Source organism: Roseimaritima sediminicola (assembly GCF_009618275.1).
Taxonomy (GTDB): Bacteria; Planctomycetota; Planctomycetia; order Pirellulales; family Pirellulaceae; genus Roseimaritima; species Roseimaritima sediminicola.
Genome location: NZ_WIAD01000015.1, coordinates 22,641 through 39,195 on the forward strand (window position 1 = coordinate 22,641; position 16,555 = coordinate 39,195).

The following is a 16,555-nucleotide window of genomic DNA, read 5'->3' on the forward strand; positions in this document are numbered from 1 at the left end:
CTCAGCGGTCCTTTGAATGCTGGGGACGCGAACTTCCATTGCCAGCGACGACGTCGACCGAAAGGACGCCGGCTTCGACATAGGGAACCAATAGATCTTTCAAGTTGACACGCGCTCGGCTGAGCAACGATTTGACCGCTTTGGTGCTCAAGCCCATGACGTCAGCAATCTCCAAGTAACTGAGCCCTTCGAATTTGCTCAACAACAACGCCTCGCGTTGCCGCGGGTTCAGCATCTGGACCGCGGCCCGCACGACTTCGGCTCGCTCGGCACCCTCGATCTGCCGCGTGGGCATCAATCCACTGGCATCGGTCGCCAGGCTCGCCAACACCGCCGCCTGGCTGCCCGAGGGCGTGCTGCCGGCGTCGACCTCGTTGACCTCCTGCCGCCGACCGCTGGAGCGAACCGCGTTGCGAGCGACGTTGCCGGCGATCGTAAACAGCCAGGTGGAAAACTTGGCGCCCGGCTGGTAGTTCTTGCGAGCCCGGAACACCCGCAGGAACACCTCTTGCGTCATGTCATCGGCCAGATCTCGGCGCGGCCCCAGGTGCTCGAGCAACCGAACCAGCCGCCCCTGATAACGCTGGACCAGTTCCTCGAACGCCTCGACGTCGTCTTCCTTGACGCGCAGCATCAACCGCACATCCGGATCGGACTGTTGATACCGCATCGCTGTGGAAGGACTGACCACCAAAACCCTGGCACCGCTGAGAGTTGACTGTTTCCGGTTCCCCGATTCACCTTACACATCTAGTCTAGATCACCCGTGGTAGACCGGAAACGGCCATCATCCGCCGCCGCCTTTCCGCTGCTCCAGCACTCACCCCATCACACTGCAAACCTTTAAACCGCGGGGCGGCCCGAAGGTTCCGCGGCGGTTGGAACCCGGCCCCTTTCATTGGAGAACCATCCATGACCGACACGCCTGAGCCCGAAGGCGAAGAGATCCTGTTCCGCAGCTCGCGGTTTCAGGTCCATCGCGTCCGAACGCAATTGCCCTCCGGAGCCCTGATCGAGAAAGAGATCATCCGGCACCCCGGCGCGGTGGTCATTCTGCCGATCCTGGACGATGGCCGAGTGGTGATGATCGAGAACTATCGCTACTCGATCGGCCGCAACCTGCTGGAGCTGCCGGCGGGCACGCGGGAACGAGACGAGCCCGCCGAGCAGACGGCGGCCCGCGAGCTGGTCGAAGAGACAGGATTCGTCGCCGGCCGCTTGCGTTTTGTCCAAAGCTTCTTCGCGGCACCCGGCATTCTGGACGAACAGATGCAACTGTTCGTGGCAACACAACTGACCCAGACTCAGCCCCGTCGTGAAGAGGGTGAACAGATTTGTAACCGCCTGCTATCGTGGCCTGAGATCGAATCCAAGCTGCGCCGCGGCGGCATTCAGGACGCCAAGACGCTGGTCGGTCTGCTGCTCGGGCGCGACCTGCACGACCGGACCACAGCGGCCAGAACCGGCGAAGAAATACCATGAAAATATTGGACAAAGGCCAACGAGCAGCTATCCTACCGTCTTGTCCACTCAAGCCATTTTTGGCCCATGCCCGAACGGGCTACAGCGGCGTGAACAGGTTCTCATGGCGCAAACGGGCTCCGGCGGCAACGGTTAAACCGGCCGCGGGGGACGGTTGTCGAGTGACGGGGCGTGATTCAGGTAAAACGGGGCCAGTTTCCAGGTGACTGCGGCCTGTTGGGCCTCCTAAACAAACGTCTCTTTCGTTTGGACGACTACGTTGGTGCTGCTCGACGCCCCACCGCCACTGACAACCGCCCCGGCGATCCTCAAGAGGGCAACGCCGGGGTGGAAGCGAGCGGTTGATCTGGCGGGCGTAGCGATCCTGATGCCGCTGCTGATGCCGTTGTTCGCCGCGGTGGCCGTGTTCATCAAGGTGGTCTCACCGGGGCCTGTGCTGTTTCGCCAACGTCGACTCGGCCACGGAGGCGAGACGTTTTGGATTTACAAGTTTCGCACCATGCACGTCAGCCCGGTCAGTCGTGACCAAGGCCACCGTGATTACCTGAATCGCCAGGCCGGCAGTGATGCTCCCAATCGCAAACCCGACTACCTGGCGGATCTGATTCCCGGCGGACAGCTGTTGCGAAAGCTGTCGATCGATGAATTGCCGCAATTGTTGAACGTCGCCCGCGGCGAGATGAGTTTGGTGGGGCCGCGACCGGACCTGATGCAGATCGCCGACTACCAACCCGTCCAGCTGCGGCGTTTCGAAGTCCTGCCCGGGATGACGGGCCTGTGGCAGGTCAGCGGCAAGAACCGCCTGACATTTGAACAGATGATCGAACTGGATATCCGTTACATCGAAAACCGCAGTTTGCATCTAGACCTCCAGATCCTGCTGCGAACCGTGCGGGTTCTGGTGCAGGAACGCAACGAGTAGCGGCCCCCGCCGGGGCCGCCTTTCACCACCTTGATGAGTAACACCTATGATTCGCATCGGCATTATTGGCCTGGGCTACTGGGGTCCCAATCTGGTCCGTTGTTTCTCGGACCTGGACGACTGCAAGGTCACGGCCGTGTGTGACCAGAATTACGATCACCTGCTGCAGATCAAGGATCGTTATCCCAGCGTGTATCCGCTGGAAAGCTTCGACGCCCTGCTCGATCGCGATCTGGTCGACGCCGTCGTGATCGCCACGCCCACGGCCAGCCACTTTGATCTGACCCGGCGGGCGTTGGAGCGGGATCTGCACGTGTTCGTCGAAAAACCGTTGGCCGAATCCACCGAGCAGTGTCGCGAATTGGTACGGCTGGCCGGAGAACGCAACCGGTGCTTGTTCGTCGGCCACGTCTTCCTGCACGCCTCGCCGGTGATCAAGCTGCGCGAGTTGATCGCCTCGGACGAATTGGGAAAGATTAATTACATCAGCAGCCGCCGCTTGAACCTCGGTCCGGTTCGCAGCGACGTCAACGCCCTTTACGACCTGGCCCCCCACGATATCTCGATGATGCTGTACCTGCTGGACCAGTCGCCCACGTCGGTAACCTGTTGTGGCTTTGATCGGCTGCATCCGGGCATCCACGACGTCTGCAACCTGACCTTGAACTTTCCGGACAAGCGCATGGGAATGGTCCACGTCAGCTGGTTGGACCCGCGCAAAGAACGCGTACTGACGGTCGTCGGCGACAAGAAGATGGCCGTGTATGACGACCTGGAACAGGAAAAAATCAAAGTCTTCGACAAGGGCATCGATCGGCCGAGCAGCGCGACCGGCGATTTCGCAGAATTCCAGATCGCCTATCGCTACGGCGGCAGCTACAGCCCGTTTATCCAGGAACAGGAACCGTTGAAGGCCGAGTGCGGGGAATTCCTGCGCTGCATCGCCGAGGGCGACCTGCCGCGGACCGATGGCACCAACGGCCTGCAGGTTGTCCAAGTGCTCGAAGCCGCGCAGGTTTCGCTGCACAGCGGCGGCCATCCGGTGTGCCTCCAAACGCTCCAGCCCCTCCCGCCCCCAACGGTCACCGCTTGAGGGGATGATTTGAAACTCGCCACTCGCCACTCGCCACTCGCCATGATCCACTCCCACGCTTTGGTCGACGACCCGCAGGCGATCCCTGCCGACACCAATGTGTGGGCCTTTGCGCACGTAATGCGTGGGGCCCGCGTGGGTCGCGGCTGCAATATCGGGGACCATGCGTTCATTGAATCCGGCGCCGTCGTGGGCGACCGGGTGACGATCAAAAACGCGGTTTTGGTCTGGGAAGGTATTCGGATCGAAGACGATGCCTTTATCGGTCCTGCCGTTACGTTCACCAACGATCGCTACCCACGCTCGCCGCGGATGCATCCGACGCCGCCGCGGTATGCCGACAAGGCGGATTGGTTGGTGAAGACGACGGTGGGCCGCGGCGCATCGATTGGGGCCGGCGCCATCCTCTGCCCAGGGGTCCACCTGGGCCGCTATTCGATGGTCGCCGCCGGTTCGGTGGTGACCCAAGACGTGGAATGTTACAGCTTGGTCATGGGTTCTCCGGCCCGCCAAGTAGACTATGTATGCCGTTGTGGTCAGAAATTGGCCGGACATTACTTGCACTGCGACTGCTCGGTGTGCGGCGAGACCGCCGCCAGCCGAGTTCACCCAAACGCGGCCGCTTCGGCGACGCCCTGATGCCGATGAATATGCCTCACGATCTGGCTCCCATCCCGCTGGTAGACCTCAAGACGCAATCCCGAGCCCTCAAAGCCGAAGTGCTCGAGCGGATGGGCGCGGTCATCGACGAGGCTCGGTACATCCTCGGCCAGGAGGTCCAGCAGTTCGAAGACGCCTTCGCCGCCTACTGCCAAACCGCACACTGCGTGGGCATGGCCAACGGTACCGAGGCCCTTCACATGGCGCTGCGAGCTCTGGAGATCGGACCGGGCGACGAAGTGATCACGGCCGGCAACTCCTTTGCTGCGACGGCCCTGGCGGTCGAGTACGCCGGCGCGGATTGCGTGTTGGTGGACGTCTCGCCGCAGGACTTTAACCTGGACGTAACACTGATCGAACGAGCGATCACGCCGCGGACCAAGGCGATCATTCCGGTGCACCTGTATGGCCAACCGGCGGACATGACGGCGATCTGCCAACTGGCTCGGCAGCATGGTTTAAAAATCATCGAAGACGCCGCCCAAGCGCACGGCGCCGAACACGGCGGACGTCGCTGTGGATCGTTCGGCGACATCGGCTGCTTCAGCTTTTATCCCGGCAAGAACCTCGGAGCCTTTGGCGATGGCGGAGCCGCGGTGACGGACGATCCTGCGTTGGCGGAAAAACTTCGCGCCCTGCGGAACTACGGCCAAAAACAAAAGAACCGCCACGACCTGCTGGGCTTTAATTGTCGTCTGGATACCCTGCAGGCCTGTGTCCTGTTAGCCAAACTGCGGCATCTGGAAGATTGGACCCAGCGGCGTCGCAAGGTCGCCCGGTGGTACCGCGAGGAATTGGCGGACTGCGACGTGGTCTTGCCGGCGGAGCGTGAGGATGCGCGGCACGTTTACCACCTGTTCGTGATCCGGACGGCTCGCCGCGACGCGTTGATCGCCAACCTGGCCGAACAACAAATCGCTTGCGGCATCCACTACCCCCATCCCTTGAACCGGGCCCAGCCGTTTCGCCAGGCGCGAACCGTCCCGCCAGACTTGCCCGAGTGCAGCCGGTTGGCCGGTGAAATCGTATCGCTTCCCATGTACCCCGAAATGACGCGTCCCCAAGTGGCCCGTGTCGCCGCGGCGGTTGCCGCCTTTGCCACGTCTCAGGAGTCGGCCCATGAATCGGTCTGATCCGAATCGATCCAGTCAAGCGCTCAGCACCACCGCTCCGGCCGAGACACCTTCGATTGCGGCGCGTTCGCTTCCGGCGCCGCGGAATCCCGCACCGCCCAGTCCGGCAGCGGACCGCGGTCCGGTACGCGGCAACGATCTGGGAGCGTTGCTGGAAATCCCCTTCATGCACAAACGGCTGATCGCGCTGTGCGTGCTGTTGGGCATGGCCCTCGGGTGGCTGGCCATCCTGGCCTTCCCGCGCAGCTACCACTCGGTGGCCAAGCTGCGCATTCGCGCCGGACACGAAAGCGTTTCTTTGGATCCCACGGCGACGACCAGCGCGACGCTGATGCTGCAGAAGACCCAGGAAGAGGAGATCGTGTCGGCGCTGGAGATTTTGAACAGTCGTGAGATCGCCGAGCGCGTGGTCGATCAACTCGGCCCCGCCGCCATCCTGGACGGCAAGCTTCCCGGCGAAGATGGTTCCGCGGGCCCGGCGCCGCTGCTGGCCCAGATCAAACAACAGGTCTCTGGCGGCCTGTTCCACGTGCTCCGCGCCGCCGGCATCAAGGATGAACTCAGTGACCGCGAACTGGCCGTGATGTCGCTGCAGGACAACCTCCGCATCCACTCGCCCAGCAAGTCCACGGTGATCGCTTTGGAAGCGGTGTCCGAGACGCCGGAGATGGCCCAACGGATCGCGGCGGCCGTTACCGATGCTTTCATGGATGAACACCTTCGCGGCGCCCACACGACCGGATCGTTTACGTTCTTTCAACAGCAGGCCGACGAAGCCGAACGGCGTCTGGCCGAGCGCATCGGCGAGCGGAACCAGTACATGCAGCAGCGCCACATCGTTTCGCTGGAGGCCAGTCGCGATCTGTTGAAAGAGCGTTTGGCGGGCATCGATCGCGATCTCGTCCTGGCCAGTGGACACCTCCATCAAGCCCAATCCGAAGCGCAGGACCTGCAGACCAAACTGGACGCCAGCGAAGACGAAATCGTGGCTTCCAAAAGCGACGCGACGTGGAGCGCGATGCGGCAGCGGATCTACGAACTGGAATTGGCCGAACAGCACTTGACCGCCAACCGCACCGAAGACCATCCGGAACTGAAACAGATTCGCGGCCAACTGCAGGGGGCTCGCGAGATCCTAGCCAGTTTGAAACAGACGCAAGTCGACGAAAGCACCACCCCCAACCCGACCAAGGTTCGGTTGCTGGAAAACCTCCAGCAGCAGCAAACCCAGGTTGCCGGGCTGCAGTCGCTGCTGGAACTGAAACACCAGCAGCGTGAGGAGGTCGAACAGCAGATCGACCAATTGCTGGAGGATGAACAGGTTTTGGCGGCCGCTGGACGTGACATCCAAGCCCAGGAGGCCAGCTTGCAGATCCTTCGCCAGAAACGGGAAGAGGCTCGGGTGTTTGAACAATTGCAGGCCCAAGAAATCTCCAACGTCCACGTCTTCCAGCCCGCAACGATCGTCCAACGAGCGGTCAGCCCGCGGAAGAATCTGCTGGCCGCGGGCTTTCTGATGCTGGGGTTGTGCGGCGGTTTGGGATTGGCCTTTGTGCGCGAATGGACCGCCGATTCGCTGCGAACCAAACAGGACGTCGAGCATCAACTGGGGCTGCCGGTCGTCGCGACGCTTCCCAAACTGGCCCGGATCGATCATCCGCGGCTGAAGGAATCCGCCTTGCTGCGGCGACAGTGTCAGGTGGTCTTGGCCGAGTGTTTGTTGAATCATCGCCGGCGTCACGGCGGCCGCGGTCAATCACTGGGCGTGATCGGCGTGGACAACGGCGCCGGGGCCAGCACGCTGGCGACGCGACTGGCGGAAATCGGCGGCAGTGATGCGCGTCTGAAAACGGTGCTGGTCGACGCCGACACCCGCCAGCGATCGGTTTCCCGCCATTTCGGTTTGAACGGGACTCCGGGACTGGTGGAATTGGTCGGCGGACACGCTTCCCATGACGAGTGCCTGCAGCCGGCCGGCGATCTGCCGATCGAACTGGTGGCCTCGGCGGCTGAGCACAACCAACAGGAACTGAGTGCCAGCGCCGAGGAGATCGCGCAAGCGCTTTCCGCCTACCAGCGGGACTGCGACCTGTTGGTGGTCGACCTGCCTTCGCCCGACCAACCCGATCAGGCGATCGCTCTGGCCCAACATCTGGACTGTGTGCTGGTGGTCATCGAATCGGAAAACACCCAGTGCCAAGCGGCCGAACGATTGCTGCGCCGCTTGGCCGACAGCGACACCGAAATCATCGGCATTGTTCTGAACAAAACACGCCGCTACCTGCCGGTGTGGCTGCGAAAAATGGTGGGCCAACGGGTCTAGCTCGAAGGTAGTTCGTGATGACTTCAGCCCTCCCGCTCGCCCGGCCCCGCTCCGGCGTTTCGCTTCGCCGGCAAACCGCTGCTCCGGCCGCCACGCTCGTTCGCTTCTGGCTGCCGCTGGGTGTGATCGCGGCGGTCTTGATCGTGGTCTCGGGCAGTCCGCAGTGGGCGGCCGGCGGCGGAGCGGAAATCACCGTGGGCGAGCGAGTCGGCGCCACGCTGTCGCGGCAGGTGGCGTTTTTGACCTTGGGGGCGATGGGCTTGCTGCTGTGGTTGTTACCCACCCGTCCGGCCCAACGTCCGGTGTGGCACATCCTGCTTCCGGCCGCGGGGCTGTTGGCGTTTGTGCTGTCCAGCACGCTCTGGTCCGAGGTTCCGGCCATGACGTTCAAGCGTGGCATCGTGGTCGCGTGCATTACGATCGCCGGATTTGGCTTGTCGCGGCACTGGCAGCCTCGTGCGTTTTGCTTGGCGATCATCCTGCTCTCGTCGCTGTTGTTGATAGTCAGCATCGGCGTCGAGCTGCGCTATCGCATGTTCTTTTCCACCCCGGAGGAGTATCGATTCAGCGGCATCTTTCATCCGGCCAAACAAGCCTTTAACTGCGGGATGTTGGCCCTGGCCGCTCTGGCGGCATTCCTGGCCCAGCGGCGGCGCCGGTATCTGGTGCTGGTCGCGTTGGCCGTGGCCTTTCTGCTGATGACCAAGGCGCGTACGGGCGTGGGCGCTACGGTACTGGCCGGAGGCGTTTTGATCTGGCCGCATCTGACCCTTCGCAGCGTGGCGGTGGGAAGCATCGTGGCGGGCTGTTTGGCGGGCGCGGCGTTGGTGACCGCCGGACTTCGCGGGGCCACGCTGCCGCTGGAACAGGTGTTGACGCTGGGTCGCGACGCGGAATTGGCCGATCCCAGCAAATTGACCGGACGACTGCCGATCTGGAACCAGGCCCTCCAGCTGTACGCCCGGCGGCCGCTGGCCGGTTACGGATACGGTGCGTTCTGGACCCAGCAGCGGCTGGATGAATTCGAACGCCGCAACGGCTGGCCGCTGGCCCACAGCCATTCGGCCTACATCGAATCGCTGGTCAACCTGGGTGCCGTGGGAGTGCTGGGCGGATTGCTGCTGGCGCTGGGGACGTTGGTTCGCAGCCTGCGGCTGGCCGCCCTGTACCGCTCGCCCGCGCTCCGCCTGGTGGCCGCTCTGCTGACCATGGCCTTGATCAGCGGATTGACCGAGATGGCGTTCATCGGCGATGGATATGAGTTTCTCGCGATCACGATGGCCGTGGGGCTGATTGCGTTCCGCCCGCGCGACAGTGGCGTGCGGGGCGATGGCGTGCGGGGCGATGGCGTGCGGGGCGATGGCGTGCGGGACGATGGCGTGCCGCGGCGCGACGGCGGCCCGCAAACCGGAGCGGTTGCGTGAGCGGATCGACACACAGCTTGAAACGCATCGCTGTGAACACCGCGGCGGTTCTCGGCGGGGATGTGCTGAACAAGGCCGGCACGTTCCTGGTCTATGCGATCCTCGCACGCCAAGCCAGCGTGCACGAGTTTGGCCAGTTGTCGCTGGGGCTGTTGCTGCTGTACACGTTTCATGTGTTCGCCGTTGCGGGGTTGCCGGTCGCGCTGACGCGGCAGGTGGCGCGGCATCCTCGCGCCACCCATCGCCTGCTGCGGCACGGTTATTTGGCCGCCCTGTTCGCCTCGTCGCTGGCCACCGCTGCGATGATCTTGCTGGCCGTCGCGATGCAGTACGAGCGTCAAACCGTGTTGGTGATCGTCCTGTTGGCGTTGGCCGTCCCGCCGTATGCGCTCAGCATGATCACCGAGGCGGTGATCAAGGGCAGTCAACGGATGCACCTGATCACGCTGGGCTGTGTACCGGGCAATGTGCTGTTGGTCGTGGGCAGTTTCGTCGCGATCCAGCGAGGGCACGGCGTGCTCGCCGTGGCGGCGATCATCGTTCTGGCGCGTACGGTCACCTGGATCACGATGCACCGGTTGGCGATGCAAACGATTCCGCGTCGCGACCGCCGGCGGCCGCGCGTCCAGCTGTCCTGGATGCTGCTGCGGCGGTCGATGGTCTTTCTGGGCACCGACGGCATGCAAGCGATCGGGGCGGCGCTGTCGGGCGTGCTGCTGAGCAAATTCGCCAGCGAACGGGAACTGGGGTTACTGGGTGCGTCCTATCAACTGCTGCAGCCGATTCAGATGTTTTATCGCAGCGTCGGGCACAGTTGTTTCCCGCAGTTGGTCACGGCGGCCCGCGGGGGCGCGGAAGCCGTTGCGGCGATGGCCCGGCCGTTATTGGGCTTCATCCTCCGGCTGGCGATACCGGCGACGATCGGCGTGTTTGTCCTGGCCGGTGACCTGTTGGGCGTGGTGTATGGGAACCCTGATTTTCGCGCCGGAGCAATCGTTTTTCAGATCGTCAGTTTGACCCTGCTGCTGGATCCGCTGAACCCGATTCTCGGCCACGGGTTGTGGGCGGTGCAGCGCGACCGCACGGTGCTGAGTATCGTCGTCGTCAACGTCGTGACCAACGCGCTCGCCGGCCTGTTGTTGATCGGTTACTACGGGCTGATCGGCGCGGCGGTAACGTCGGTCGTGGCCAGCACAGTCAACCTGGCTCAGCACTACTGGCATTTCCATCGCGGCGTGGGTCGGTTGCAACTGGGCCGCGAAGTAGTGCGTCTGCTGTTCCCCACCGCCGTGGCGGTCGCCACGATCGCGTTGCTTCCGGTGCACCCTTACGCCGCTTTATCGATCGGTCTGTCGCTGTACATGATCCTGGCCTTTGTGCGCATCGATCCGTCGTCCTTCCTCCGTCTCGCAGCTGAAGAATCCAGTAAATGAACGAAACGTCTGCCGCGACGGCCACCGACATCAAGGTGACCGTGGTCATCATCGGTCGCAATGAGGAGCAGTTCATCGGCCGCTCGATCGAATCCAGTTTGGCCGCCGCGGACGGTCTGACCGGTGCCGCCGAGAGAGCGGCGGCCGGCCTGGAAGTGATCTTCGTCGATTCCGCATCGACCGACCGCAGCGTCGAAATCGCGACCGGTTATCCGATCCGCGTGCTGCAGCTCCGCCCGGAATGGCCGCTGTGTGTCGCCGCCGGACGTTACACCGGGCTGCGGCATTCCCGCGGCCAGTACGTATTGTTCCTGGACGGGGATGCGGAGATCGAAGCGGATTGGTTGCACCGCGCGGTGGCCTTCATGGACGCCCATCCCCATTACGGAGCCATCGCCGGCGTCCTGGATGAACACTACGTCGATGCTCGGGGCCATCGTCACGGCGGCCAGAAGAACGTGTTCGGCCAGGACACGTCCCGCGAGCAAGTCGATTGCAAGTCCTTGGGCGGGATCGCGATGTACCGCCGCAGGGCGCTCGAGCAGGCCGGACCGGTGAATCCGCATCTGCCCACCGGCGAGGACGACGAGCTGTGTCTGCGCCTTCGCAACGCCGGTTTTCAACTGGCCCGGATCCGCGGCCGGATGGCCATCAAGTACACCGAGCGGCGCGATACGCTGCACGAAGTGCTTCGCCGCAGCCGCACCAGGATGTACGATTACGGCGCGGTCATTCGATACAGCTCCCTGTACGGCGGCGGCATTCAGTATTGCAGGGACGCCATCCCGTACGTGGTATCTTTCGCCGTCACGGCGTTGCTGTTGATGCTGGCCTTGCCGGTGGCCATCTATACCCAAACCGTACTGTGGTGGATTGCCGCCCTCGTCCTGTTGGCGGCCGCGGTCGTGGTCAAAAAGCGCAGCGTACACCGGGCTCTGTTGTCGGTCCTGGTGCGCGCCGTCAGCACGCTGCGGACGATCATTTCCTTTGTCCGCACCAAACCGCAACCGGTCGAAGCGTACCCGACCGACGTGATCCACGTACGCTGAAGAGAAACCGATGTGTGGAATTGCCGGACTGATCGACCCCGCGATGTCGCCCGACGCGCTGCGGCAAGCCGTGGCGAGAATGAACCGGGTGATTGAACACCGCGGCCCCGATGACGAGGGCTGTTTCGTCGAGGCAGGTGTGGGCCTGGGCATGCGCCGCTTGAGCGTGATCGATGTCGCCGGCGGCCAACAACCGTTGACCAACGAGACGGGCGACGTGCACGTGGTCTGCAACGGCGAGATCTACAATTTCGTCGAACTGCGTCGCCGGCTGCAGCAACAGGGGCATCGTTTCACCAGCGGATCCGATGCCGAAGTCATCGCGCACTTGTACGAACAGCACGGCGAAGGCTGCCTCGAACACCTGCGGGGCATGTTCGCGCTGGCCCTCTGGGACGGCCGTCGCCGGCGGCTGCTGCTGGCGCGTGACCGGCTGGGCAAAAAACCACTGTTCTATGCCCATCACGGGCGGCGGCTGTGGTTTGGATCGGAGATGAAGTCGCTGCTGGCGGAAAACGCACAACTGAACCGTCCGGATTATCGCTGGCTGGGTCATTACCTGCAGTTTGCATATCTGCATCAACCGCATACGATCTATCGCGACATCCAACGTCTGCCCGGCGGCCATTACGGCGTGTTCGATGCGACCAGCGGCGAATTCCGTATCCAGCCCTACTGGACGGTGCGTTTCGAAAGCGACGACGTTCAACCGGCCGAGGCGTGGGTGGAACAATTGGATCGGGCGCTGGCCGAAGCGGTGCGGGTGCGGCTGCACAGCGAGGTGCCGCTGGGCGTGTTTCTAAGCGGCGGGCTGGACTCCAGTGCCGTGGTCGCCTATGCCAGCGAAGCCGGACTGCGACCGCTGAAGACCTTTACGATCGGTTTCGACCGTCGGGAGTGGGACGAGTCGCAGGATGCCGAGGTGATTGCCAAACATTTTGGTACCGAGCATCACCTGTTGCGGTTGAACGAATCCGAATTGGCGACCGGTTTCGCCGACACCCTCGACGCGATCGTCCGGCACTGCGACGAACCGTTCGGTGACGCTTCGGCTATTCCCACCTACCACGTCGCTCGTCTCGCTCGACAACACGTCACGGTGATCCTCAGCGGCGACGGCGGGGACGAGCTGTTCGCGGGATACTCGTCCTACCGCGGCGCCCTATTTGCCCAGGCCTACCGGCGGCGCGTGCCCTACTGGTTGGGACGTCATCTGTTGCCGGGCGCGGTTCAATCCGCCTCGCGACTGCTGCCCACGCGGCAGCGTTATTCCGCCTTGCGAGTCGCCAAAGTTCTGCGGGACAGCGCCCTGCCATTGGTCGCCGCCTATCGCGACAAGACATCCATTTGGTCCGCCGCCCGGCTGCAATCCTTGTTGACTCCCGACGTGCTGGCCGAAACGGAGTACTTGGGCGAGCAGTACTTGCCGGCCGATCACTGGCAAGTGCTGTGCAGCGACCGTGATCTGGTCAGCCGTTTGACCGAAATCGATGTGCAGTCCTACATGCAGGATGACATCTTGGTCAAAGTGGATCGGATGAGTATGGCGCACGCGTTGGAGGTCCGTTCGCCACTGTTGGATCACCACGTGGTCGAACTGGCGGCGCGGATGCCGACACCGATGAAGATTCGCGGTCGCCAGGGCAAGCACGTGCTCCGCGAAGTGCTTCGCCGTCGTCTACCGCCGCGAGCCCTGAACAAGGGCAAACAAGGATTCAGCGTCCCTCTGCGTGATTGGTTCCGCGGCCGCCTGGAACCGTTCGTGCACGACACGCTCGACAGCCATCTTCCGGCCGACGTTTTCCGCCGCGACGTGGTGCAGCGAACGCTGGAGGAACACCGTCGCGGTGTCGTCGACCACGCCAACCGGATCTGGCTGCTGCTCTCGTTTGCCTCCTGGCACCGGCAGTACGTCGCAGAGGATGCCAACCGTTCCAGCAGGGATGTCACGCGGGCTGCGACGGAGGTGAATTCGTGCGGGTCTTGATGGTTTGTCCGGAACTACCGCGAGCCGATTCGCCGGGCAGCATGGCCCCCTGCGCTCGGCAAATCGAATCGCTGCGAGCGCTGGGCCTGCAGATCGATGTGGTCGACATGCGTGGCATTCCCAAACTCAAATACTTGCAGGTGATTCCTCGTCTGCGACGTTTGGCGGGTCGAGCCGATTTGATCCATGCTCACTTCGGCTACTGCGGCTGGCTGGCGCATCTCGCCCCGCAGTGGTCGCGCTCGAGCGCGCCGCTGGTGATCTCCTTTATGGGCGACGACCTGCTGGGCACACCGATCAACGCCGCTGGCGACCTGGAACGATTCAGTCGCTGGATGGTTCGTGCCAATCGTCGACTGGCTCCGAAAGCCGCGGCGGTCATCGTCAAAAGCCAGGAGATGGCCGATGTGCTGGCGCCCACGCCCTGCACCGTGATCCCCAACGGCGTGGACCCCCAGCGTTTCCGCCCTCGTCCGCAGGCCGAAGCGCGGCGGCGTTTGAATCTGCCGGTCGACCAGTCCCTGGTGCTGTTCCCGGGCGACCCCGACAACCCGCGCAAAGGCCACGCCCTGGCGACCGCCACGATTAACGCGGCCGAAAAACTTCGCGGCCAACCGATCCAATTAATTCCGCTGTGGGGTGTCCAGCCGGATCTCGTTCCCTGGTACATGAACGCCTGCGACGCGATGCTGATGACCTCTCTGATCGAGGGCTCGCCCAACGTGGTCAAGGAAGCCATGGCTTGCGACACCCCCGTGATCGGCGTGCCCGTTGGGGACGTCGAAACGATGTTGCAGGACGTTCCGGGTTGCTGGGTCTGCCCCCGCGACGCCGACCGCTTGGCCCACGCGGTGGATCGCGTGTTGACGCGGCCACACGTGGCCGCTCGGCAGGCGATTTTGGATCGAGGCTTGGATTTAACCAGCGTCGCCCAGCAGATCCTCGAGGTCTACAACACGGCCGTTTCCAGCGGTGTCCGTTCCAGCGGCGTTGGGGTCCCGTTTTCGCACTCCAACAGACGGGGCCGTGGGCCCCAACTACAATGACCTCACCTCCGGCTGACTTTTCTCTCGTGCTCGTCCCCTGCGTTCTTTCCCCCGACCGTCTCCATGTGTGGCATCGCTGGCATTCTTGAAATGGACGATCGGCGTCCGGCGTCGGCCGCGGTACTCGAGCGGATGCTCGCGGCGATCCGGCATCGTGGTCCCGACGAGGACGGCCGCGAGATCGATCGCAACCTGGCCATGGGGATGCGGCGATTAAGCATCATCGATCTGGCCGGTGGCAGCCAGCCGATGTATGACGAGTCCGGCCGTTATGCGATCGTCTTCAACGGCGAGATCTACAACTATCGCGAACTTCGCGCGCAGTTGAGCGCTCGGGGACACGTCCTGCGGACGCACAGCGACACCGAGGTGATCGTGCACCTGTTTGAAGAACGCGGCGCCGCCTGTCTGGAAGCATTGCGAGGTATGTTCGCGATCGCTATCTGGGACAGCCTCACGCAGCGTTTGTTCCTGGCCCGCGATCGCCTGGGCATTAAACCGTTGTACTACACGCGGCGCGGCCAAACCCTGGTCTTCGCTTCGGAGATCAAGGCGCTGCTGCAGCACCCGGCCGTGCCGCGGCAACTGGACCAGCGGGCACTCAGCGATTACCTGTCGCTGAAATACGTCCCCGGCCCGCAGACTATGTTCGCCGGTATCCACAGCCTGCTGCCCGGACATTTCCTGCTGGCGGACCGCGACACGGTAAAGATCGAACAGTACTGGGACGTATCGTTCGCCAAGCCGTCCGGATCGCCGCGCGGTGAGGCCGAATACATCGAAGAACTGGAGCGGCTGCTGAAGGAATCGATCCGCCTGCGACTGCGCAGCGATGTGCCGTTCGGCGCCTTCCTCAGCGGCGGCGTCGACTCCAGCTTGATTGTCGCCCTGATGGCCGAACAACTGGATGCACCGGTGCAGACGTTTTCGGTCGGGTTTGCGGGCAGTGAGGGCGCCGACGAACTGCCCTACGCCCGGCAGGTCGCCCGCCGCTTCGGCTGCGATCACCACAGTTTCCAGATCACCGCGGAGGACTTTGTCCAGCACGCCGAAGACGTGCTGTGGCATCTGGACCAGCCGATTGCCGATCAGGCGACCGTGGCCACGCACATGGTCGCCCGACTGGCCCGGCAACACGTCAAAATGGTGCTGACCGGCGAGGGGGGTGACGAGTTGTTCGCCGGGTACGCGCGGTACCAAGGCGATCGCTATGCGGCCCTGACGCGGTGGTTGCCGCCGCTGGTCGGGCGCGGCATGCGGGGCGTGTGCTCCCATCTGCCGGGCCTGCGCCGAGGCAAGATAGCGGTCAATGCGCTGTCTTATCGCGACCAGGCCACGCGGTTTGCCAATTGGTTCCCGATGTTTACCGACGATCGCAAACGCAGCCTGCTGGCGAACTGGCCGGCGCACCTGGCCGCCGGGGCAAGGCCGGTTTACGACGCTCTACTAAAAGGCTGTGACGCGGCGCATCCGCTGGACCGCATGCTGTACTGCGATACCAAGGCATGGCTGGTGGATTACCTGTTGCTCCGCGGTGACAAACTGTCGATGGCCAACTCGCTGGAAGCCCGCGTGCCGCTGCTGGACCACCGGGTCGTGGAGTTTGCGGCCGCTCTGCCCGTCGACCTGAAGATCCGCGGTCGCACCCGCAAGTACCTGCTGCGCCGCGTGGCCGAGCGATGGCTGCCAGCGGAGATCATCCATCGTCCCAAACAGGGATTCCCTATTCCGATCGACCGCTGGCTGCGTCATGAGGCTCGAGAACTGGTCGAGGATAACTTGTCCGAGCAAACGATTCGCCGCCGCGATCTGTTCGATTGCCGAGTCGTGCGACGGCTGGTCCAGCGACACCAGTCCGGCTACGCGGACCACGCGACGGAACTATGGGGCTTGATCAGTTTGGAAATGTGGATGCGACGTTTTATCGATGCGCCGCAGACTCCGTCGGCTACAGCCACACCCTGTCAAACGTCCTCCGGTTGCTGAGGCAAGGCCGAACCGCA

13 protein-coding genes are annotated in these 16,555 nt (G+C 63.3%); 12 read left to right on the top strand and 1 reads right to left on the bottom strand.

Annotated features, from left to right (window positions below; translation table 11 throughout):
* Window position 1: 1 nt before the first annotated feature.
* Window positions 2-670 (bottom strand): RNA polymerase sigma factor, encoded by a 669-nt coding sequence (locus GE027_RS09755; protein ID WP_153557006.1) that lies wholly within the window; start codon window positions 668-670, stop codon window positions 2-4.
* A gap of 242 nt (window positions 671-912) precedes the next feature.
* Between GE027_RS09755 and GE027_RS09760 the strand changes: the two genes are divergently transcribed.
* The 12 genes from GE027_RS09760 to asnB (GE027_RS09815) all read left to right on the top strand — a co-directional run bounded on the left by GE027_RS09760 (window position 913) and on the right by asnB (GE027_RS09815) (window position 16,538).
* A complete protein-coding gene (locus tag GE027_RS09760) occupies window positions 913-1,482 on the top strand; it encodes an NUDIX hydrolase (RefSeq protein ID WP_153557007.1) in 570 nt (189 codons plus the stop codon).
* A 262-nt stretch (window positions 1,483-1,744) separates the two neighbouring features.
* Window positions 1,745-2,404, top strand: coding sequence for a sugar transferase (locus tag GE027_RS09765; RefSeq protein WP_162006659.1), 660 nt, complete (start codon window positions 1,745-1,747; stop codon window positions 2,402-2,404).
* 46 nt (window positions 2,405-2,450) lie between these two features.
* Window positions 2,451-3,497, top strand: coding sequence for a Gfo/Idh/MocA family protein (locus GE027_RS09770; protein ID WP_153557009.1), 1,047 nt, complete (start codon window positions 2,451-2,453; stop codon window positions 3,495-3,497).
* 42 nt (window positions 3,498-3,539) lie between these two features.
* Window positions 3,540-4,136 carry an acyltransferase gene (locus tag GE027_RS09775; RefSeq protein WP_153557010.1) on the top strand — a complete coding sequence of 199 codons (597 nt, stop codon included), beginning with the start codon at window positions 3,540-3,542 and terminating at the stop codon, window positions 4,134-4,136.
* A 5-nt stretch (window positions 4,137-4,141) separates the two neighbouring features.
* Window positions 4,142-5,290 carry a DegT/DnrJ/EryC1/StrS family aminotransferase gene (locus GE027_RS09780; protein ID WP_202617378.1) on the top strand — a complete coding sequence of 383 codons (1,149 nt, stop codon included), beginning with the start codon at window positions 4,142-4,144 and terminating at the stop codon, window positions 5,288-5,290.
* Window positions 5,277-7,613: a GumC family protein gene (locus GE027_RS09785; RefSeq protein WP_153557012.1), complete on the top strand. Its 2,337-nt coding sequence runs from the start codon at window positions 5,277-5,279 to the stop codon at window positions 7,611-7,613. Before GE027_RS09780 ends, GE027_RS09785 begins: the two co-directional genes overlap by 14 nt.
* 17 nt (window positions 7,614-7,630) lie before the next feature.
* Entirely contained in the window at window positions 7,631-9,037 is a 1,407-nt protein-coding gene (locus GE027_RS09790) for an O-antigen ligase family protein (protein WP_153557013.1), read from the top strand.
* Window positions 9,034-10,470 (top strand): oligosaccharide flippase family protein, encoded by a 1,437-nt coding sequence (locus GE027_RS09795; protein ID WP_153557014.1) that lies wholly within the window; start codon window positions 9,034-9,036, stop codon window positions 10,468-10,470. The genes GE027_RS09790 and GE027_RS09795 overlap by 4 nt, the downstream gene beginning before the upstream one ends.
* Window positions 10,467-11,519: a glycosyltransferase gene (locus GE027_RS09800; RefSeq protein WP_153557015.1), complete on the top strand. Its 1,053-nt coding sequence runs from the start codon at window positions 10,467-10,469 to the stop codon at window positions 11,517-11,519. The genes GE027_RS09795 and GE027_RS09800 overlap by 4 nt, the downstream gene beginning before the upstream one ends.
* Window positions 11,520-11,529: 10 nt before the next feature.
* Window positions 11,530-13,506 (top strand): asparagine synthase (glutamine-hydrolyzing), encoded by a 1,977-nt coding sequence (asnB, locus tag GE027_RS09805; RefSeq protein WP_153557016.1) that lies wholly within the window; start codon window positions 11,530-11,532, stop codon window positions 13,504-13,506.
* Window positions 13,494-14,552 (top strand): glycosyltransferase family 4 protein, encoded by a 1,059-nt coding sequence (locus tag GE027_RS09810; protein ID WP_153557017.1) that lies wholly within the window; start codon window positions 13,494-13,496, stop codon window positions 14,550-14,552. Before asnB (GE027_RS09805) ends, GE027_RS09810 begins: the two co-directional genes overlap by 13 nt.
* Window positions 14,553-14,615: 63 nt before the next feature.
* On the top strand, window positions 14,616-16,538 hold the full coding sequence (gene asnB, locus GE027_RS09815) for an asparagine synthase (glutamine-hydrolyzing) (RefSeq protein WP_153557018.1): 1,923 nt from the start codon (window positions 14,616-14,618) through the stop codon (window positions 16,536-16,538).
* Window positions 16,539-16,555: the final 17 nt, after the last annotated feature.